18 protein-coding genes and 1 pseudogene are annotated in these 19,849 nt (G+C 68.7%); 5 read left to right on the top strand and 14 right to left on the bottom strand.

The genetic code is table 11. The annotated features are described in order from the left end of the window. Window positions 1-31: 31 nt before the first annotated feature. The 4 genes from QK291_RS00435 to QK291_RS00420 all read right to left on the bottom strand — a co-directional run bounded on the left by QK291_RS00435 (window position 32) and on the right by QK291_RS00420 (window position 3,323). Window positions 32-757, bottom strand: coding sequence for an SRPBCC domain-containing protein (locus QK291_RS00435; RefSeq protein ID WP_282378032.1), 726 nt, complete (start codon window positions 755-757; stop codon window positions 32-34). A gap of 48 nt (window positions 758-805) precedes the next feature. Further along, window positions 806-1,885: a DUF6707 family protein gene (locus QK291_RS00430; RefSeq protein WP_282378030.1), complete on the bottom strand. Its 1,080-nt coding sequence runs from the start codon at window positions 1,883-1,885 to the stop codon at window positions 806-808. 81 nt (window positions 1,886-1,966) lie between these two features. Beyond that, on the bottom strand, window positions 1,967-2,506 hold the full coding sequence (locus QK291_RS00425) for an NUDIX hydrolase family protein (RefSeq protein ID WP_282378028.1): 540 nt from the start codon (window positions 2,504-2,506) through the stop codon (window positions 1,967-1,969). A gap of 43 nt (window positions 2,507-2,549) precedes the next feature. Further along, window positions 2,550-3,323, bottom strand: a complete 774-nt coding sequence (locus QK291_RS00420; protein ID WP_282378025.1) for a VOC family protein — start codon at window positions 3,321-3,323, stop codon at window positions 2,550-2,552. A 92-nt stretch (window positions 3,324-3,415) separates the two neighbouring features. Between QK291_RS00420 and QK291_RS00415 the strand changes: the two genes are divergently transcribed. Continuing rightward, window positions 3,416-4,015: a YdeI/OmpD-associated family protein gene (locus QK291_RS00415; RefSeq protein ID WP_282378023.1), complete on the top strand. Its 600-nt coding sequence runs from the start codon at window positions 3,416-3,418 to the stop codon at window positions 4,013-4,015. Between the two features lie 48 nt (window positions 4,016-4,063). Here the strand turns inward: QK291_RS00415 and QK291_RS00410 are convergent, their stop codons facing one another. From QK291_RS00410 to QK291_RS00390, 5 genes are all read right to left on the bottom strand, one after another. Beyond that, the gene (locus tag QK291_RS00410; RefSeq protein ID WP_282378022.1) at window positions 4,064-5,980 is read right to left on the bottom strand and encodes a glycogen debranching N-terminal domain-containing protein; all 1,917 of its coding nucleotides are present in this window, start codon (window positions 5,978-5,980) and stop codon (window positions 4,064-4,066) included. 58 nt (window positions 5,981-6,038) lie between these two features. Beyond that, a complete protein-coding gene (locus QK291_RS00405) occupies window positions 6,039-7,214 on the bottom strand; it encodes an ABC transporter ATP-binding protein (RefSeq protein ID WP_282378021.1) in 1,176 nt (391 codons plus the stop codon). After that, window positions 7,211-8,803: an iron ABC transporter permease gene (locus QK291_RS00400; protein WP_282378019.1), complete on the bottom strand. Its 1,593-nt coding sequence runs from the start codon at window positions 8,801-8,803 to the stop codon at window positions 7,211-7,213. Before QK291_RS00400 ends, QK291_RS00405 begins: the two co-directional genes overlap by 4 nt. 4 nt (window positions 8,804-8,807) lie before the next feature. Further along, window positions 8,808-9,863, bottom strand: coding sequence for an iron ABC transporter substrate-binding protein (locus QK291_RS00395; protein ID WP_282378017.1), 1,056 nt, complete (start codon window positions 9,861-9,863; stop codon window positions 8,808-8,810). Between the two features lie 164 nt (window positions 9,864-10,027). Further along, window positions 10,028-11,215: a glycoside hydrolase family 76 protein gene (locus tag QK291_RS00390; RefSeq protein ID WP_282378015.1), complete on the bottom strand. Its 1,188-nt coding sequence runs from the start codon at window positions 11,213-11,215 to the stop codon at window positions 10,028-10,030. Window positions 11,216-11,353: 138 nt separating this feature from the next. Between QK291_RS00390 and QK291_RS00385 the strand changes: the two genes are divergently transcribed. After that, window positions 11,354-12,187, top strand: a complete 834-nt coding sequence (locus QK291_RS00385) for a 3-hydroxyacyl-CoA dehydrogenase (RefSeq protein WP_282378013.1) — start codon at window positions 11,354-11,356, stop codon at window positions 12,185-12,187. Next, window positions 12,184-13,410: an acyl-CoA dehydrogenase family protein gene (locus QK291_RS00380; RefSeq protein WP_282378011.1), complete on the top strand. Its 1,227-nt coding sequence runs from the start codon at window positions 12,184-12,186 to the stop codon at window positions 13,408-13,410. The genes QK291_RS00385 and QK291_RS00380 overlap by 4 nt, the downstream gene beginning before the upstream one ends. 10 nt (window positions 13,411-13,420) lie before the next feature. On the opposite strand, the gene QK291_RS00375 is transcribed toward QK291_RS00380, so the two are convergent. Both QK291_RS00375 and QK291_RS00370 read right to left on the bottom strand, forming a co-directional pair. Continuing rightward, a complete protein-coding gene (locus tag QK291_RS00375; RefSeq protein WP_282378009.1) occupies window positions 13,421-14,263 on the bottom strand; it encodes a DUF1684 domain-containing protein in 843 nt (280 codons plus the stop codon). Window positions 14,264-14,349: 86 nt separating this feature from the next. Further along, a complete protein-coding gene (locus QK291_RS00370; RefSeq protein WP_282378007.1) occupies window positions 14,350-15,564 on the bottom strand; it encodes an endonuclease in 1,215 nt (404 codons plus the stop codon). A 179-nt stretch (window positions 15,565-15,743) separates the two neighbouring features. Between QK291_RS00370 and QK291_RS00365 the strand changes: the two are divergent. Further along, window positions 15,744-15,914 (top strand): annotated as a pseudogene (locus QK291_RS00365) (transposase); the annotation flags it as partial. Then, window positions 15,909-16,160, top strand: coding sequence for a MerR family transcriptional regulator (locus QK291_RS00360; protein WP_282378901.1), 252 nt, complete (start codon window positions 15,909-15,911; stop codon window positions 16,158-16,160). The pseudogene QK291_RS00365 and the gene QK291_RS00360, both read left to right, overlap by 6 nt. A 168-nt stretch (window positions 16,161-16,328) precedes the next feature. On the opposite strand, the gene QK291_RS00355 is transcribed toward QK291_RS00360, so the two are convergent. The 3 genes from QK291_RS00355 to QK291_RS00345 are packed head-to-tail and all read right to left on the bottom strand — an operon-like array spanning window position 16,329 to window position 19,750. After that, window positions 16,329-16,901 (bottom strand): TetR/AcrR family transcriptional regulator, encoded by a 573-nt coding sequence (locus QK291_RS00355; protein WP_282378005.1) that lies wholly within the window; start codon window positions 16,899-16,901, stop codon window positions 16,329-16,331. Between the two features lie 38 nt (window positions 16,902-16,939). After that, complete coding sequence (locus QK291_RS00350; RefSeq protein WP_282378004.1) at window positions 16,940-19,072, bottom strand: YhgE/Pip domain-containing protein; 2,133 nt, start codon at window positions 19,070-19,072, stop codon at window positions 16,940-16,942. After that, window positions 19,073-19,750, bottom strand: coding sequence for an ATP-binding cassette domain-containing protein (locus QK291_RS00345; protein ID WP_282378003.1), 678 nt, complete (start codon window positions 19,748-19,750; stop codon window positions 19,073-19,075). It lies immediately after the preceding gene. Window positions 19,751-19,849: the final 99 nt, after the last annotated feature.

Below are 19,849 nucleotides of genomic sequence, written 5' to 3'. Positions count from 1 at the left end.
TTCAAGTGTGCCAGCTAACAGCCGCCAACCCTTAGTGCAGCGGATCGGATGTGGGGTAGTTCTCAGCCCGCCACTTGTCCCAGTAGTTGCGGATGGACTCCAGCTGGTGCGCCCCGAGGTCATAGGTGGAGACGATGACCAGGGATCCGCCCTCGGGACGGATGTCCTTGATAACCGGCTGGTCCGCCACGATCACCAGGCCTTCGCCGTGTTCCGCGTAGTGGTGGACCGTGAGCCCCACCTGGTGGTTGCTGCGGAACCAGACCTTGCCGGAGACCTCCTCGCCCGTGGCCAGGGTCAGCGAGTACGGTTCGCCGGGCTTGGGGACGTCGGACAGGCCCAGCTTTTCGATCGCGGAACCTTCGTTCCCCGGGACGGAGAAGAAGAAGGTCCGGCGTTTGCCGTGCGGATGCCGTTCGAGGGCAAAGCGGAGCTGCTGGATGAAGGTCAGCCAGCCCTGGGTGATGTCCTCGTCCCAGGCGGCCCACTCGGAATTGTGGTCCACCGCGGCCCGCGTGACACTGACCTCCGTGCCGCCCGGGACCGGTTTTAAGGTGAACACGTCCCCGCCGTCGACCACCAGGGACGTGTGGTCGGCGCCTTCGATGACTTTGGGGCTGAAGTAGATCTCATTGATCTCGGCCGCCTGGTCGTCGGCGTCCCAGCCGTGCCACTGGGCTACCTTGGTGGGCTCGCGCAGCATTGTCCAGACCTGCTGCGCGTCGGAGTTGATCACAACGCTCAGATTGTTCGTCATGTGGTGAATCTACAACGCCCGGCCGGAAGGGGGTAGGGGTCAAATCCCTCAGGAACGGACGGACTCGAGTTCGTTGCCGATCCGGCGGTCCAGCTCCGGGGCGCCGATGGTTTCCGAGCCGCCGTGGGCGCGCAGGAAGAGCAGCGCCTCGAGCCGCAGGAGCCGCCACTCGCGTTCCGCATCCGGATTCGAGTTGTCCATCGAGCGGAAGATTTCCTTGTCGTACAGGTTCGGTTCGTTGAGCGAGCGCTGGCGGACCTTGGTGTTGATCCGGGCCTTGAACGGATCCGTTTCCATGGCATCGGGGGCGCGCAGGAACTTCTCGTAGACAGCTGCGCGTTCCTCCTGGCCGAGCTGGCGGCAGATGTAGCTGGAGAGGGCGAGGGAGGCCTCCACCGAGGCCCAGCGGCCGCGGTTGCCGTCGAAGGGCAGCACATTGAGCAGGTCCGCGACGGCGAGGGCGCTTTCGGCGTCCTTGAGGATGATGAAAAGCTCCTGCGCGAGGTCGCTGAGGTCCTTGAGGCAGCTGCCGGACTTCGTGTTGATGCCCTTGGCCAGCCGTTCGCTGAGCAGCAGCACCCCAGTCGAATTCGGGTGGGCCTCGGCCACAGCCTGCACCACGGACTCCGGCGTGCCCTCCAGGGCAGGGATGAGCGCCAGGTCCTCTTCGCTGGGGCCGCTCGCCGCCGGCGGCACGGGCGGCAGCGGAGGGACGACGACGGCGGGAGCCGCGGCTTCCGCGCCCTCGTCCTGCCTGGTCCGGTCATGCCTGGTCCGGTCCTGCCCGCGGGCGCCGCCCTTTGCCTCGGACGCATCGCCGGCCGGGACGCCGGACGCATCGCGGGCCGGTTCGGGCGGCAGCGGGGAGCCGGCATCCTCGACGGTGGGTTCTTCAGTCGTGGCGGTAGCGGCGACGATCAGGACGGTGGAGGACGCCGCGATCCGGAGTCCGCCGCCTCCTGTGAGGGTCGCCAGGACCATGGCAGGGGTGCCGAAATCGTCGGTTTCGACGTCAATGCGCTGGATTTCGGCGGAGCGGTTGCCGTCGGGCAAAAGCAGATGATCGCCGCTCTGCAGATATCCAGCCTGCTGTTCGATGTAGTTCGGGGCGGCCGGGGGGTGGGTCATTGCAGTCCTTAAATTCTTTTGCGGTCCGCCCAACAGTCTACAAAGGCGCGCGCGGGAAGTCGGGGACGCAGCCGCCGTCGGTCAGTTCCCGACGCCGGCGAAGGCCAGGGCCTGGCGGATCAGGGCACCGCGGCCGCCGCTGAATTCCAGCTGGACATCCGAGCTCATGACTTCCTGCGGGGTCATCCAGGTCAGTTCCAGCGCGTCCTGCCGCGGCGAGCAGTCGCCGGTAACGGGGATGATGTACGCCAGGGCGACGGCGTGCTGGCGGTCGTCGGTGAACCCGGTGTGGGACGGGGACGGGAAGTATTCGGCGACCGTGAACGGCACCGGGCTGATCGGCAGCTGCGGGAAGGCCAGCGGGCCGAGGTCCTTCTCCATATGCCGCAGCAGGGCCGCGCGGATGGTCTCGCGGTACAGCACCCGGCCGGACACCAGGGAGCGGACCATCGTGCCGTCCTCGTCGGCCTGCAGGAGGGTGCCGACCTCGTTCACGAACCCGAGCGGATCCAGCCGGACCGGGACGGCCTCGACGTAGACCATGGGCAGCCGGCCGCGCGCCTCGAACAAATCTTCGTCGGAGAGCCAGCCGGGGTTCGGGTCAGGAGTGCGAACGTTCATGGTTAAGTTCTACCCCATACCTGCGGCTGGGGCGTGGTCCCGCTCACCCGGCGGACGGCGCCGCGGAGATCCAGAGTGGCGGGTGGGCGGCGATGCCGTCGGCGTCGGGGTTGGCCACGTGCAGGGTGGGGATGGCGGCTTCCTCGATGATCGCGGCCTCGTTCCCGGCCTCGTTCAGACGCCCACGGAGTGCGGCCAGATCGCCGGCGTATTCGAAGCCCAGGCCGGCGCTCCCGGTCCCGGAGCCGGCGCCGACCATCAGGATCCCGCCGTTCTTCGCCACAAAGGCCTCGGATTCGGCAGTGTTCATGTCGGCGCTGCCGACGGCTCCGCTGCCCGGCAGCGGGCGAGGCTCGGCGCCGATGTCACGCAGCGTCCGGGCGGCCGCCACGGCGTCCTCGGAGAACCAGACCCCGACGACGGCGATGCCCGGGTCCGCTTCGGCGGACCCGCCCCAGCTTCCGTCCGCGGCCCGGGCGGCCGGGTCGGCGAGGAAACTGAAGCCGTCCGCGGCCGTGATCCGGCAGGACTGCCCGTGGTCCGCGTCGATGAGTTCCGCGGCGGTGCCCCCTTCGGCGGCGCCGGACTCCTTCGTCCGCCGGGCGAATTCCTTCAGGTCGCCCACCTCGACTCCGAGGGATGTGGTGCCGTCCTCGGCCGAGCCCTGCTCGACAAAATGGAGGGCGAGCCGGCCGGAGCCGGCGTCGAACTCCCGCCAGGTGGGCTCGTCGACGGTCTTGACCATGCCAAGTCCGGTGAGCAGCCGCTCCCATTCATCAAGGCGGGAGGTGAAGTGGATCGGGCGGACACGCAGCATCTTTGCTCCTCAAGGTGGTGACGGTTTTCGGCTCTCAGGGATATAGTCCCACCAAATGGGTGTCCGTGGTCAGTGCGGAGCAGAATGGTGCCATGGCTGGTGAACTAGAGGAACTGCTGGTGAAGGATGCCGCCGAGTGGCGGGCGTGGCTGGAGCGCCACCACGCCCAGAGCCCCGGCGTGTGGCTGGTGCTGCACAAGAAAGGCGGCTCGGTGACGGAGCTGGACTACGAGGCCGCCCTGCAGGAGGCCCTGTGCTTCGGCTGGATCGACGGCCAGGGCCGGCGGCGCGATGAGCATAGCTCGTTCCAACGGATGACCCGCCGCGGCCCGAAGAGTATGTGGTCGGCCCGGAATGTGGAGCGGATCGGTCGCCTCGAGGCCGCCGGCAGGATGGCGCCCGCCGGGCGCGCCGCCGTCGAGAGCGCCAAGGCCGACGGCCGCTGGGAAGCCGCCTACTCCGGCCCGGCGACGGCGGAAGTGCCCGAGGACCTGGCCGCGGCCATCGCCGCCGAGCCCCGGGCGCAGGCGATGTTCGACGTCCTGACCTCGGTGAACAGGTACGCCCTGATTTACCGGACCAACGCCGTCAAACAGGCCACCACGAGGGCGAGGAAGATCGCGGGATTCGTTGAGATGCTCGCGCGGCACGAAACGCCCTACCCGCAGAACAAACGGCCGCCTGCCCCCTGACCGGCACGGCCCCTTCCGGCCCCTGCGCAGGGGAAGCCCGGTCTGCCCCTAGAACCCGACGCCCATGGCCTGGGCGATCACCACGGCAGACGCCGAGGACCACGCCTGCGGATGGCACGACGCCGGATAGGGCACCGCGTGGCCGGACTCCTCGGCGGTGATGCCGGCGAACAGTTCCGGCAGGCGGTGTCCGAAGGAGCCGGACGCGGCCAGCAGGCCTTCGGCTATGGTCCGGGCTTCGGCGAGGAACCCCTCGGCAAGCAGCCCCCGGACCGCAATCGCCGTGTCATGGCTCCAGACCGAACCGCAGTGGTAGCTGAACGGCCAGAAACCGGCGGCGCGCCGGGAAATCGTGTGCACCCCGTAGCCGGAGAACAGCTCGGGGCTGAGCAGCCGGTCCGCCACGAGCCGGGCTTCCGAGGCGTCAAGGATGCCGGTGCCGAGCAGGTGCCCCATGTTGGATCCCGGGACGTCCAGAGGCTCGCCGTGCCCGTCGAGGGCCATCGCGGGGAAGGGGCCGTCGTCGTCCTCGACCCAGAATCGCTCGCGGAAGTTCTGTTGCAGCACCTCGGCAAAGTCCCGCAGCGCCTGGGCGCCCGGCTCGCCGTAGGCGTCGAAAAGATCGGCGGTGTCCACGGCGGCCTGGTAGGCGTAGCCCTGCACCTCGGAGAGCGCGATCGGGCCGTCGGCCTGCCGGCCGTCGCGGAACTGCATGGCGTCCCCGGAGTCCTTCCAGCCCTGGTTGCTGAGCCCGTGGCCGGTCGCGTCCTGGTAGCTGAGGAACCCGCCGTTCGTGCTTCCCGGCGCGCCGGCGGCGGCCAGCAGCCATTCCACGGCCCGGGCGGCGTTGGGCAGCAGTGAGCGGACGGCGGCGTCGTCCTGGCCGGCCTGGCCGAGCTCGGCCAGAAGGCACAGCCACAGCGGGGTGGAATCCACGGCGCCGTAGTACACCGGGGGCAGGCGCAGGCCCTGGCTCTCCAGGACAAGTTCCTTGGCCCGGAGTTCGTGCAGGATCTTTCCGGGTTCCTCCGCGGCACCCGGATCCTGCTTCGATCCCTGGAATGCCGCCAGGGCGCGCAGTGTGCCGGTGGCGAGCCCGGCATCGAGCGGCAGGAGCAGCCGGGCGGTCCAGAGTGAATCGCGGCCGAACAGGGTGAAGTACCAGGGCGCCCCGGCGGCAGCGAACGGCGCGTCCGGCAGCGCCCGGGTGGCCAGGCGGAGCCCGGCGAGCTCATCAAGGGCATTGTCCAGCAGCAGGCCCAGGGAGCCGGACGGTTCGGCGCGGACCCGGCGCGAGGAGGGCGGCGGGGCCGCCACCACGGCGTCCTCGCTGTCGGCCAAGACGGCCTGCCATTCCACCTCGAACGCGCGGCCGCGTCCTGCTTTGCCGCGCCAGAGGAGCCGTTCGCCGGACACGACGCTGCCCGGAGCGGCGACGGTCAGGGTCCGTGCGCCATCGCGCCAGCGCAGCGTCGAATCGTCCGCGAAGAACGGCTCGGAGGGTTCCCGGAAGCGGCTGAGCCGGATCGCGGCCATGTCGGTGAAGTCCGCGGCGAGCTGGACTTCAATTTCCACGTCGAGTGCCTCGAGGGACGTGCTCAGCCGGAGGGAGTGCCGGACGACGCCGGGCGTGACCGTCCAGGTCTGGAATAGTTCGACGGCGGGGTCCTCGGTGGGCCCGGCGATGCCGCGGACCAGCCCCCGCACCCGCAGCACGCCGCCGGCCTCGGCCTCCACCGTGGCGGGCTCCGGCTCAAGGCCGTTCACGCGCACCTCGGCCCGGGACAGCATCCGGGTGTCCCCGTGCAGCAGGCCGGTGAACCAGCCGCCCCCCGCGGCGCCGGCGGAGCCGTGGGCGTCGGCGGAGCCGTGGCCGCTGGCGAGCCGCCCCTCGGCGTCGAGCCACAACTGGGTGGGGGCGGCAACGGAGCAGTGCTGGCGGTGGAGCGCTGGCTGAACAGTCATGCGCCCCACCCTATGCCGGGAGCCGGACCGGCTCAACGACGGGGCCGCCCCGCGGAGGCTATTCCGGGGGCAGGTCTTCCATCGGGAAGGCCACCGCTTCGCCGACGACACGGAGGCACAGTTCGGTGCCCGGGCGGGCGATCGAGGCGTTCCAGTGCCGGATGGTGATGATTTCGCCGCCGCCGGGGTAGCGGTGGTCCGCCACGGCCCCCTCCGCGAGGACGGGCGGGACGGCGAGCTTGAGCCGCACAGTGGTTTCGGGTCCGAAATAGTCGGTGTCCACCACAACGCCGCGGATGGGGCCATCCTCGGCGATCCTGATCTGTTCCGGCCGCAGCATGAGCTGGACCCGTCCCTGTGCCGGGGGCCGGCGCACCGGGATTCCGCCCAGGGAACAGGTGGCGAGGGAGCCTTCCATCCAGGCGTCGAGGATGACGGCGTCGCCCAGGAATTCCGCGGTGGCGCGGTCCGCGGGGCGGGTGTAGACGATGAACGGGTTGCCGATCTGCGCCAGCCGTCCGCCGCGCATCACCGCGACCTGATCCGCAAACGACAGCGCCTCGCCCTGGTCATGGGTGACCAGGATGGTGGTGACACCGGCGTCCTGGAGCACCTTGCCCACCGCGCGGCGGGTCGCCACGCGCAGGCCGGCGTCCAGGGCGGAGAACGGCTCGTCCAGCAGCATCAGCTCCGGCTCGCGAGCGAGGGCGCGGGCCAGGGCGACCCGCTGCTGCTGGCCGCCGGAGAGCTCGTGCGGGCGCCGCTTGGCCATGGTGGAGTCCAGAGAGACCATGTCCAGCAGCTCGGCGACCCGGGCCTTGACGCCGCGGTGCCCGCCGGGGAGCTTGCCGGCATCGAGGCCGAACGAGATGTTCTGCCCGACGCTCAGGTGCGGGAAGAGTGCGCCGTCCTGCGCCACGTAGCCCACCTGGCGCTTGTGCGCGGGCACCCAGACGCCATCGCCGGCCACCTTGGTGCCGTTGAGCAGAATGCTGCCGGTGTCCGGGTGCTCGAACCCGGCGATCAGCCGCAGCAGCGTGGTCTTGCCGGAGCCGGAGGGCCCCACGATCGCCGTTGTGCCGCCCTTGGCCACCGACAGGTTGACGCCCATGAGGACGGCCTGGGGGCCGAAGTTCTTGGTGACGGCGTCGATTTCCAGGTGGTTGTTGGTGCTGGTGGCCACAGAGGCGGCGACCCGCGGTTGCGGGAGCCGGGAAGGGCTGTACTGGGTCACTGTCCCGCTGCTTTCTTGGACTGCTGGAAGAGGAGGTAGGTCATCGGCGCCGATATCAGGATCATCAGCAGGGCGTACGGCGCGGCGCCGGCGTAGTCGATTTCGCTGCTTTTGCTCCAGAACTCGGTGGCGAGCGTGGTGGTGCCGTTGGGGGAGAGCAGCAGCGTCGCGGTCAGTTCGTTCACGATCGCCAGAAACACCAGCGCGGCGCCGCCCGCGGCGGCGGGGGCGGTGAGCCGCAGCGTCACCCGGAGGAAGGCCAGCAGCGGCGGCTTGCCGAGCGCCTGGGCGGCCTCGTCGAGTTCCTTCGGTGCCTGGGCCAGGCCGGATCGGATGTTGACCAGGGCGCGCGGCAGGAACAGCAGCACGTAGGCCGCGATCAGCAACGCGGAGGTCTGGTAGAGGCTCGGCGCCGCCTTGATGCTGACCGTCACGAAGGCCAGGCCCACCACGATGCCGGGCATGGAGCTGGTGATGTAGTTGGACAGCTCCAGGGCCTTGCTGAACCAGCTGGGGTGCCGCACGGCCAGATACGCCATCGGGAACGCCACCACGGTGGTGGCCAGGGCGCCGGCGAGGCCGTACATCAGGGTCTGCAGCAGGGCCGGCAGGAACTCGTCGGCGGCCCAGATGTCCGGGCCGCCGGCGATGATCCAGCGCAGCACGAAGGTCAGCGGCAGACCGAAGGCCAGCCCGGTGAGCGCGATGAGGAACAGCTGGGCCGGGAGCTGGTGGGCGTGCAGCGGAAGGCGCAGGGCGCGGGCCTGGGCGCCGGAGCCGATCTTGGCGTAGCGGGCGCTGCCGCGGCTGCGGACTTCCACCAGCAGCAGGATCAGGCACAGGAACACGAGCACGCTGGCGAGCATGTTCCCGGCGGTGCCGTTGAAGGTGGACTGGTACTGCACCATGATCGCGGTGGTGAAGGTGTCGAACCGGATCATCGCGAAGGCGCCGTACTCGGCCAGCAGGTGCAGGGAGACGAGCAGCGCCCCGCCGGTCATCGCGATGCGCAGCTGCGGCAGCACCACGCGGAAGAAGGTGCGCCACGCGCCCAGGCCCAGGGACGCGGCGGACTGTTCGATGGCCGGGTCCAGCCGGCTGAGTGTGGCGGCGGCCGGGATGTAGACGAGCGGGAAATAGGACAGCGTGGCGATCAGCACCCCGGACCACAGACCCTCAAGCGACGGCACCGCGGAGACCCAGGCGTAGCTGTTGACGAAGGCGGGGATGGCCAGCGGGGCGGCGAGCAGCACCGCCCACCATTTGTGACCGCGGAGCTGGGTTCGTTCCACCAGCCAGGCGCCGCCCACGCCGAGGACCAGGCACAGCGGCACGGTGACCAGCATCAGCAGCACGGTGTTGAGCAGCAGCTCGCCCACACGGGCCCGGAAGATCAGGCCCACGGCGGTGTCCCAGCCGGTGGCGGCCGTCATGACGATGACGTAGCCCAGCGGAATCAGCGCGAACAGGGCGATCAGGACCGCCAGCACGGCAACAATGGATACGCCGAAAGGCGGGCGGGGGCGCTTGCCCCGGCCCGCCGTCATCGTGCTTCCGGGTGTTCCGGGAGCCGCCAGCTTGGTTGTCACGTGGTTAGAGCAGTCCTGCCTTGGTCATCAGCTCGGTGACCTTGGCGGAGTTCAGCTTGGCCGGGTCCACCGTCGGTGCCTGCAGTTCCGCCAGCGGGACGAGCTTCTCGTTGGCCGGGACGCCGGAGGCGATGGCGTACTCGAAGGAGGTGCCCTTCTGCAGGACTTCCTGGCCTTTCTTGCCGGTGATGAACTTGACGAAGGCTTGGGCCGCCGCCGCGTTCTTCGAGGAATTCAGCACGCCGCCGCCGGAGACGGACACGAACGCGCCCGGGTCCTGGTTCTTGAAGTAGTACGGCGTGACGTTCTTGGAGTTCTCGCCCGTCTTCGCCTGGTCGCCGTAGTAGTAGTAGTGGTAGATCAGGGCGGCATCGACTTCGCCGGCGTTGACGGCCTTCATGGCCGTGCTGTTGCCCTTGTAGGCCTTGAAGTTCTCCTTCATGCCCTGGAGCCAGGCCTCGGTGGCGGCTTCGCCCTTGAGCTCAAGCAGAGACGCGACGATGGCCTGGAAGTCGGCGCCGGATGGCGAGGCGGCCCACTTGCCCTTCCACTCCGGGTTGGCCAGGTCCAGCATGGACTTGGGCAGCTGGCCTTCGCTCAGCTTGGCCTTGTCGTACACCAGGACGGTGGAGCGGGCTGCGATGCCGGTCCACTTGTTGGTGGAGGGACGGAATTCGGCGGGCACCTGGTCGACGGTGGCCTTGTCGACGTCGGCGAAGAGCCCGGCGTTTTCCACCTGCGCCATGGCCGGGGAGTTTTCGGTGAGGAAGACGTCGGCGGGGGAGGCCTGGCCTTCCTGGATGATCTGGTTGGACATCTCGGTGTCGGAGCCCTGCCGCATGGTGACCTTGATGCCGGTTTCCGCGGTGAACGCGTCCACCCATTCCTTGGTCAGGGACTCGTGCTGGGCGTTGTAGACCGTGATTTCACCGGAGACCGCCCCGCCAGCGGCGGCGCTGCTGCTCGGGGCGGTGGCGGCTCCGGCGCCGCAGGCGGCCAGGCCGAGAGTGGCGGTGGCGGCAAGTGCGATACCTGCCAGCGCGTTCTTGCGGATCTTCATGGGGCTGCTTTCTGGAGGAAGGTCGTAGGAGCCCTAGCCCCCTGTGAGCGGGGAAGTTAGGGCATGCTCACTACGAAAAACTGTAGGTTAGCCAAACCTAAGCAACCAAGCTGAGAACGCCTTAAGTGATGAGGATCACATCAATTACGCAACTATTGCGTGACTTAATTCCCGGCGGCGATGGCGGCGGCCGCTTCCAGCACCATCCAGGCCTGCAGTTGGGTAGAGAGTTCGACGGCGGCGCCCGCCGGGTAGGTGTCCAGCGCGGGAAGTTCCGGGCCGGTGGAGAACACGATCCTGCCGCCCCGCCGGGCGAGCGGGTCCCCGGCCGGCACCAGGCGCCGGCCCTCCCAGAAGGCCTCTGCCGTGTCGTTGACGAGCGCCGCTGCCGTCGCCCGGGTCGCGGCGGGAAGCCGCCCGTCAACCGCCGCGAGCGCCAGGTACCGGGCGAGGATGCCGGTGAAGAGGCCGCCGTCGCCGGTGCCCTCGGCGCGCAGTACCGCGGCGCTGCGCCCCGGCAGGGGTGCGGCGAGGGTGAGGCTGCGGGCCACCGACGCCACGAGGGAGGCCGCGCGGGCCAGGTTGGCCGCGCCGCCGAGCTCCAGCAGGGCGCCGAGGACGGGGCCCTGGTTGTAGGTGTAGATGGCGCTTTCGAGCACCACGCCGCCGCCGGGGGCCATCCGCAGGCCGTCCCGGTACAGGCCCTGTTCGGAGTCGAACAGCCGGGCGTCCAGCCAGTCCAGCAGGGCCTGTGCCTTCGCCGTTTGGCCGGTGCGCGCGTAGTGGAGCGCCACCGGTGCCGTGGCCGGGGTGTTCTTGAAATCCCGCTTCTTGCTCCAGAAGGTGCCGCCCCCGAGGTCGTCCGTGGAGGCGGAATCGAACTGCAGCGTGAGGCGCTGCAGGACCCTGGCGTTGCGGCGGCGGCCGGCTTCCGTGCGGCTGTCCCTGGCGAGGTGTTCCAGCCGCAGCGTGGACAGCGCCAGCCAGGCCATGTCGTCGTAGTAGTTGTTGACCACGGTGAGGACGTTGCGGAGCCGGATCCCGGTGACGAGCCGGGAGGCGAGCCGGCCGGCGCTGGGCCGGTCCGCGCCGTCGAACCGAGCCCCGGGCCGTCCGTCCGTGCCGAGTTCGCGGCGTCCGGTGTCCACCAGGCAGTCCACGTAGTGCGCCTGCCACCAGTAGTGCCAGGGCCGGGCCAGGTTCTTGAGCCGGCCCGAGGGCCGGACGATCGCTGCGATGTGGGTTCCCGGCAGGAAAAAGAGCCGCTGCCCGAACAGCCTGGTCACCGAGCGGGCGGCTTCGTCGGCCCGGAAGGACCAGTCGGGGCAGGTGGAAATGTCAGCCGGGGTCATGGTCCCAGCCTAGTGGCGGCAGGGTAAAGGTGCAGAAAGCCCGCATTCCAGTTAACATTCACTAACTAATGTTCGCGGTAGTTCGTGACGCTGCCCACAGTGTCGCGGCGGGCTTGGGTTCCACATCAAGGAGGATGCATGGACATCAAAGGTACTGTTGCGCTGATTACGGGCGGAGCCTCCGGTCTGGGGGCCGCGACGGCGCGTCGCCTGTTCGACGCCGGCGCCTCGGTGGTCCTGGTGGACCTGCCAGGCTCCGCCGGCGCGGCCTTCGCCGCCGAGCTGAACGCCGGGGGCACTGTCCGTACGGCGGCCCCCGAAGCCGGCAGCGCGATGCAGCCGGGTAACCGGGCGGTCTTCGTTCCCGCCGACGTCACCAGCGAGGACCAGATCCAGGCCGCCGTCGACGCCGCCGTCGCCCTCGGTCCGCTGCGGATCGTGGTCAACTGTGCAGGGATCGCCACCCCCGGCAAGGTGCTGGGCCGGGAGGGCGTGTTGCCGCTGGAGAAGTTCAACCGCGTCATCCAGATCAACCTCGTGGGCACCTTCAACGTCATCCGCCTCTCGGCGGCCGCGATGGTGGCCACCGAGCCGGCCGTGACCGAGCTCGGCGGGCCGGAGCGCGGCGTCATCATCAACACCGCCTCCGTCGCCGCGTTCGACGGCCAGATCGGCCAGCCGGCCTATGCCGCCTCCAAGGGTGCGGTGCACGCGATGACACTGCCGATTGCCCGCGAACTGGCGCGCTCGCTGGTCCGGGTGGTCACAATCGCGCCGGGCATCTTCGAGACGCCCATGATGGCCGGACTGCCGCAGGAAGCCCAGGACTCCCTCGGCCAGCAGGTGCCGCACCCCTCCCGGCTGGGCCGGCCGGCCGAGTACGCACACCTCGCCGCGCACATCGTGGAAAACGCCATGCTCAACGGCGAGACCATCCGCCTCGACGGCGCCATCCGGATGGGGCCGAAATGATGCCTGCCGGGCTCGCCACTTCCCCCGCTCCCGCGGATTCCGTCGCGGGGCTGCCGACCGCCGATTTCTTCGACTTCGAGTCGATGCTCAACGCCCGTGAACAGGCGAAGCTGGCAGAACTGCGGGTGTTCCTGGCCCGCGAGGTGGCACCGTTCGCGGGCGAGTGGTGGAACAAGGCCGAGTTCCCCGCCCACATCCTGCCCAAGCTCGCGGCCCTGGAACTCAGCGCCCCGGCCCAGCGCGGATACAGCAACCTGTTCGCCGGTCTGGTCATTGCCGAGATGACCCGCGTCGACACCTCGCTGGCGACGTTCTTCCTGGTCCACCACGACCTCTTTGTTGAATCGCTCTACGGCTTCGGCTCCGAGGAGCAAAAGGCGCGCCTGCTCGAGGACGCCGCCAGCCTCCGGACCACCGGCGCATTCGCGCTGACCGAACCCGGCCATGGCTCCGACGTGGCCGGCGGCATGGAGACCGTCGCCCGGCGTGTGCCAGGCGGGGCGCCCGACGGCGGCGACAGCTGGGTGCTCAACGGCGCCAAGCGCTGGATCGGCAACGGGACGTTCTGCGACTACATGCTGGTGTGGGCTCGTGACGAGGCCGACGGTGGCGTCCGCGGCTTCATCGTCGACGCCACCCTGCCGGGGGTGAGCCGGAGCAGGATCGAGAACAAGATCGCGCTGCGCACGGTGCAGAACGCGGACATCGTCTTCAAGGACGTTCAGGTGGCCGAGTCGGACCGCTTCGCCGGAATCAACAGCTTCGAGGACACCAATGAGCTGCTGCGCGGTTCGCGGATCATGGTCGCCTGGCAGGGTGTTGGCCAGCAGCTGGCGGCGTTCGACGTCGCCCGGCAGTACGCCGTCGAACGCCGGCAGTTCGGGCGGCCGCTGGCGAAATTCCAGCTGGTCCAGCAGCAGCTGGTCACAATGCTCGGCAATGCCGTGGCGAGCATGGGCATGATGGTCCGGATCGCCCAGCTGCAGGACCAGGGCGCCGCGGACATGCCGCAGGTGGCGCTGGCGAAGTCCTACGTGAGCGCCCGGATGCGGGAGACCGTGGGGATGGGCCGGTCCCTGCTGGGCGGCAACGGCATCGTCACCGACTACCGGATGGCCAAGATCTTCGCCGACGCCGAGGCGATCTACACCTACGAGGGCTCGTTCGAGATCAACACGCTGATCGTGGGCCGGGCCGTGACCGGCGTGTCCGCGATCGTCTAGACCCGGTCGTCTAGAACAGCGCGGGCTCCTTCTCCCCGGCCTCGATCCGGTAGTCCAGGCTGTTGTTTTTCACCGGCATCGGGCACGTGCCGTACGGGGTGAAGGCGCTCGGGTAGTTGATCGCCCGGTTGAAGTCCAGGACCACGGTGCGGTTTCCCTGCGGGTCGACGCGCGGCCGGGCCGTGGAGACCTTCCGCCACTCATCCGTACTTTCGCCATTGGTCTCATCGTGGAACGTCACCGTCAGCGCGCCAAGCTTCTCCTCCTCGGCCTGCAGGTGGAACTCGTGGTCCTCGCCGGGGAGCCGGAACACCAGTTCGCCGACGGACCGGTGGACCCCGTCGACCAGCGGGTTGGCGGTGCCGATCGGGACCTCGACCGGCTCTGGATAGGGGTGGAAGGTGGCCTCGACCACCAGGTCCGGCCGGTAGTCAAAGGTGGGAACGCCGTCGAACCCGGTGAACACCGGCGACGCCGAATCCCGGGTGCGCACCGCGTACTTGTCGGCGCGCCTGGCGAGTTCCACCACGACCCGTCGGCCGTCCGCGCCGCCGTACTGGACCCACAGCAGCGATTCCTCATTGGCCAGCGCCGCGCTGATCGTGCCGTCCACGGGCTCGCCGGTCTCCACCAGCGTCAGGCCGTCGGCCGCGGCGGCGGTGAGGATCGCCGTCGGGCCGTCCGTGGACCACAGGCCGGGGACGAGTTCGACGGCGGCCGGCGCGCCCTCAAGCCACTGGAACGAGGTCAGGGTCAGCCAGCCGTAGTCGCTGGCGAGGGCCGTGTCACGGCTGTTCCGGAAACGCTGCCAGCGGGCTAACTGGGCTTCAAGATCAGGGTGCGTGGTGTTCACGGGTTCCTCCCAGACGGTACACGGCGTTGGCTACAACCCTAGGCCCCGCCCCGGCTGGCCGCTAGGTGCCGGGGCGGGGAACGCGGTCAGTTCCAGATGGCTTCGGCGTACTCCGGGTGGTCCACGAACGGGTTGCGGTTGCCCTGCCACTGCTCGTAGATTCGCTGGTTGCGGCGTTGCTCGAAGGCGTCCGGCGGATCGATCCGGTTCCAGTCCAGCAGCACGCTCATCTTCCCCATGTAGGGGGCCGTGCCGTTGTTGACAAGGTTGTTCATCTCCAGATCGGCGAAGCCGTCACCGCCCTCGTACCGGACCGCCATGTACATGATCATGCGGGCCACATCGCCTTTGACCGCGTTGCGGGGCTCCCAGGAATCCGCGTCGGTGTAGTTGCCCGGCGCCTCGGCGGACTGTGCCCCGCCAAGGTCGAAGTCCTTGTTGCCGCGTTCGGAGTTGACGGTGACGTCGGTGGGGCGCAGGTGGTGCACATCCGTTCCCGGGCCGGTGGCCGTGCCGAAGTCCCCGTGCGACTTGGCCCAGACGTGTTCCCGGTTCCAATCATCCACGCCGCCGCCGTTGGTGAGCTTGGACTGCGAGCGTCCCGTGTACAGCAGGATTACGTTGTTGCTGTTGGACGGGTCCTGGTCCGTGTCCTTCAGTGCAGCCCAGACCTGGTCGTAGCTGAGTTTCTGCTGCGCGGAGATGATCTGGTGCAGGCTGCTTTTCAGGGCCAGGCCGGTCTTTCCGGCAGCCGGAGCGTAGTAGCCATCGGACGTCGGGGTCGGGGTGGGCGTCGGGGTGGGCGTCGGTGCCGCCGACAGCGCCATGCTGGTGGGGCTCTTCAACCCGGCGTGCGAGAAGTAGGCCGTCAGTAATCCGGTGACATCTATCTTCTTGCCCATCAGGGACGGGGTGCTCTGCAGCCCGAACGGCGTGCGGTACGCCGTCGTGATTTGGACATAGAGCATCTTCGCCGTGCTCGTCTCGGCAGCCGAGTCGGCGATCGCTAGGGCCGTGTCCGCAGTGAAACCGCTGCGCAGTACGGTGGTGGCCGACGTCGGCTGGCCCACAACGTAGCCGGTCACCGCGGCCGCCGAGCCGTTCTGGGTCGCAATGGCCTGGGCAACGGTGAGCGGCGCGGCAGCGTGCGATCGGGGTGCAGACGCGGACTGCCCCACAAGTCCGGCGAACAGCAGGCTGAGGACGAGGGCGACGGCGATCAGCGGCCTGAGCCTGGTTGCGTCGGCCGGTGGCCATCCCGGGCGGGCGGGCAGGGCGGGGGGAGGCGGGGCGGTATTCACGGGGGGCTCCTTGAGGCAGGCTGACCGCCAGAGTGACGGCAGCGTGTATTGACAGAAGTTGTCAACAAAACCTCAAGATATGTCAATATAGAGTTGCCCGGAAGCACCGGCAGGCCGGAGAGCCCGGAGATTTCCCGGATGTTAGGCGGCGCTTAGGGCGCCGTTCAACAGTGCCTCACGGCTCCTACTTCCCGGACTGGCTGCTGGAGCGCCGCCGCCGTGCCGAAGCCGCCCTGACGACCGTGGTCTCGACCTGCTGCCTGCTCGGGGTCTCCACCAGGCGGATGGAAAAACTCGTCGAAACCCTGGGCATCACCCGGCTCTCGAAGCCCCAGGTCTCCGTCGTGGCCCAGCTGCCCGGGCCCGGGCAGCAGAACATCAGGCTCTACCAGCGGAAGGGACTGCTGACGCCGGACCGCACCGCCGGGGGCACGCGGCAGGACAGCGACTCGGACCTCAAAGTGCTGCGGCGGATCAGCGAGCTACTGGAGGAGGGGCTCAATCTGGCCGGCGTGGCCAAGGTGCTGGAGCTGGAAGCGGTCAACGCACGGCTGCAGAGCGAGCTGAAGCGCCTCCGCCCGCGCCGTGGCCAGTGACTACGCCTAGCGCCTCCGGCGATGCAGTGGGATTCCTCTAGCAGGTGACCCTGGCTGTGCGCGTAGTCGGCCGAAGCCGACCGGGCCAGCGAGGACTTGGGATGCGCGGCCATCACGGTCGCAATATCCTGCGTCGCGGACCGGTCGGGGCACCGGCGAATCACGGGATTAGGCGAGCAGGCGACCGGAGAGGGACTCCAGGATGGTGGCTGACACCTCGTCGCGGTGGCGCTCCGGTTCGAAGACGAGCCACTCCAGGCCCGCCATCAGCACGGCCCCGAAGACGCTCGACGCCATCAGGCCGCTCGTGCCGGCCGCCGAAGTAGCCGGCCGGGACTCGGCGATCGCCGCGGCGAAGACCGCGAGTGCGTCGTGCCGGAGAGCGAACAGGGTCTTCTGCCAGGCCCGGTCGGTCCGAAAGATCTCGGCCGCCATGAGCTTGGCCAGACCGGCATTGGCCTCGATGCGATCGAGCAGCACGATGATCAATGCCTCCAGAGCGGCACGGCCGTACAGGCCGATCCGCGCCGCCTGGAGGGAGTCGGCGAGCGCGCCGACCCCCTCCTGCAACAGAGCCTCGAAGAGCTTGTCCTTGGAGCTGAAGTTGTAATACAGACTGCCTTTGGCCACACCGGCGCGCTCGGCGACGTCGTCCATCGTGGTGCCGGTGATACCCCGGGTGGCGGCCAGTTCAAGCGCGGCATCCAGAATGGCCCGTTTTGTTCCTGTCGCCCGGGGCATTGCCAGTCCTTTCGTCGGTGTTGCTGCGGGCCCAAGGCCTAGATGGACAGCTCGGGGTGCAGCCGGGTGATGGTCCACATCCGCTGACGGGACGCGCTCCAGGCGCTGATGGCGATGGAGCCGACCAGGATGCCCACGAGCACGAGCACGGACAGCCACAGTCTAGAGTCGATCCCGCCCGTGATGAGCTGCCGCAGTCCGGAGACCACGTATGAGGCGGGCATCCACGGGTGCATGACCTGGAAGAAGACCGGGGTCGTCTCCACCGGATAGGTGCCGCCTGAGGAGCTCAGCTGCAGCATCAGCAGCACCAGACTGACCACGCGGCCGGCCGCGGTGCCGAGCAGGATGATGAACATCTGCTGCAGCGCCAGGAACGCCAGAGTCGTGAGGTAGATGAACGCCGACATACCCAGCCAGTGCGCCGGGGTGAGGCCGATGCCGTAAACGAGCACCAGAACCATAATAACGACCTGGCTGAGGCCGATCGCCATGGCAGGAAGGAAACCCGTCATGGTGGCACGCAGACCGGAGGCGGCGCTCGCCAGTGCCCTGGTGGGCAGAGCCCGAAGGATCAGCCAAGTGATCAGCGCACCAACGAAGGTGGCCAGGGCGATGAAGAACGGAGCGAAGCCCTCACCGAAGCTGCTGGAGGCATTCTCCCAGGTCTGGTTGAGGTCGACCGGGTTCGAGATGACCGAGGCCTTGGCGGCGATCTGCGCATCACTGTCGTCCGGTGCGGCTGCCGCACCGTCCCGGAGGCCATCGGCGAGAGTGCGGCTGCCGTCGGCGAGCTGCACCGTGCCGTCCTGAAGGGCGGTACCGCCGTCGACGAGTTGGTTGCTGCCCTCGACGAGCGAGCCGGTCCCGGCGGACAGGGCCGAGCTGCCGTCTGCGAGGGTGTTCGCTCCGGTTGCGGCCGTGGCTGCACCGCTGGCGAGTTGGCCCGTTCCGGCGGAGAGCGCGCTGGCGCCGGCGGCGACATCGGAGGCACCGGAGGCGACCTGGGCGGCACCGGGGGCACCGGCCGTGAGGGCATCCGAGAGCGTGGTGACGCCGGCAGCGAATTGGCCGCTTGACGTGGCATAGCTGGCAGTCTGGCCTGCCGCACCCTGGGTCTGGGTGTCGAGCGTGAGCGCGCCGTCGGAGAGTTTCGTCACGGAGGGCAGGAAGGCGGACGCCGGGGTTCCGGCCGGTGCAGCAGCCATGGCGGCCGCGAGGTCGCTCAGGCCTCCCGAGAGTGATGCAGTTCCCGTAGCGAGCTGTTTGGTGCCGGAGGAAATGCTGGCGGCCCCGGCAGCAAGTTGGTCTGACGAGCCCGCAAGAGTGGCTGCCCCTGCGGCGGCGGCGGCCATTCCATCTGACACCTGCTGGGTGCCTCCGGAGACTTGCTGAGCGCCATCCGCCAGTTGAACGGATGAGCTGGAGAGGGTGCTGGCGCCGTTGGACAGCGTCCCGATTCCGGTGGCCAGTGTTGACGAACCGTCGGCCAACTTAGCCGCCCCGTTGTCGAGGGTCACTGCGCCACTGGACAGCTCGCCCAGCCCGTCGACGAGCCTGCCCGTGCCGGTCTCGGCTGTCGTGAGGCCGTCGGCAAGGGTACCCGCGCCCTCTGCGGCGCTGCGGATGCCGTCACCGGCTTCGTTCACGGCCACGAGCATTGCGTTGACGGTCTGGTCGCCGATGTTCAGGGATACTGCGTCACGCAGCTGAACCATGGCCTGCTTGCCCATGGTTGAGGCCAGGAAGCTGTTGCTGTCGTTGTAGTCGACCTGCACTTCAGCCGGGGCGGGGGTGTCGGTGCCGGCAGAGACGGCATCCGTGGAGAAATCGGCGGGGATGGTGACGGAGAAGTAATAGTCGCCGTTGTTGACTCCGGTTGCGGCGTCGGCCGCACTGGTTTCGACCCAACCCAGATCGTTGCCTTCGATGAGCTTGTCGACCAGGTCATCTCCGGCGGTGACAGCTTTGCCGTCGCGCATGGCGCCGGTGTCGGAGTTGACCAGGGCGACGGGGAGGTGGCTGAGCTCCTTGTCGGGTGCCCAGAACGCCCAGAGATAGAGGGCGCCGTAGATCAGGGGGATGAACATCAAAACGACAAGCGCGATCTTGGGCAGCGTGCCCTTACCGAAGCGGCGCAGCTCCGTGCCGGTTGAGAGGAAGGCGAACATCTAGCGGATCTCCTGGTTCATGTACTGGACAGACGGGCTGATACCCAGATCCGCCCACATTTCAAAGTCGGGTGCGATGGCCGAGGCCACCACGGGGGTGCCGGCGGCCACAATGGCGCCGAGCCGGTCCCAGAGCTGCCGGCGAGCGTCGGCAGAGTGCACCTGTTCCACCTGGTCGAAGAAAAGCATCCGGGGCCGGCTCATCATGGCCAGTGAGGCACGCAACAGCACCATTCCGACCTCGTCGAGATCCCAGATCATGGTGCTTGCGGCCGGAATCGGGATATCGCCGAAGATCGGGCCGCAGACGCGGGCGACCTCGGCGTCGTCGACGGCGCGGATGAAGGCCCACCACGGTGCAAGCCAGGCGTGGCGCTCGCGGATGGCCGCGCCCACGCTGACCGAATCCTCGAGCGTGTCGATGCCGTGGAACCCAGAGACTCCGGTGCTGCGCTGAATGCGGCGGGCGTGCCGTGGCAGCTCCTCGCCTAGTACGGAGAGCGTGCCGGTACTGGGCTTCATCCGGCCGGCAAGGGTGAGCAGCAGGCTGGTGCGGCCGCTGCCCGCCGGACCGCAGATCACTGTCAGGCCATCGTCGGCTCTGAAACTCACCGGGCCGTAGACCGCGCCTCTTTTGTGACTCACGGTCAGGTCATCCGCCACCAGTGTCGTCTGCACGTCATTCCTCTCTCGTCAGCACTTTTGTACCGACTAGTCAGTATAGGACGATCCTCTCGAAGGCGCAACGGAGCGGGTTTTCAAGTCCATGGCTGAGTA

Source organism: Arthrobacter sp. AL12 (genome assembly GCF_029960645.1).
GTDB lineage: Bacteria > Actinomycetota > Actinomycetes > Actinomycetales > Micrococcaceae > Arthrobacter.
Note: the sequence above shows the minus strand (reverse complement) of the source record. Positions and strands in the feature narration are given on the sequence as shown.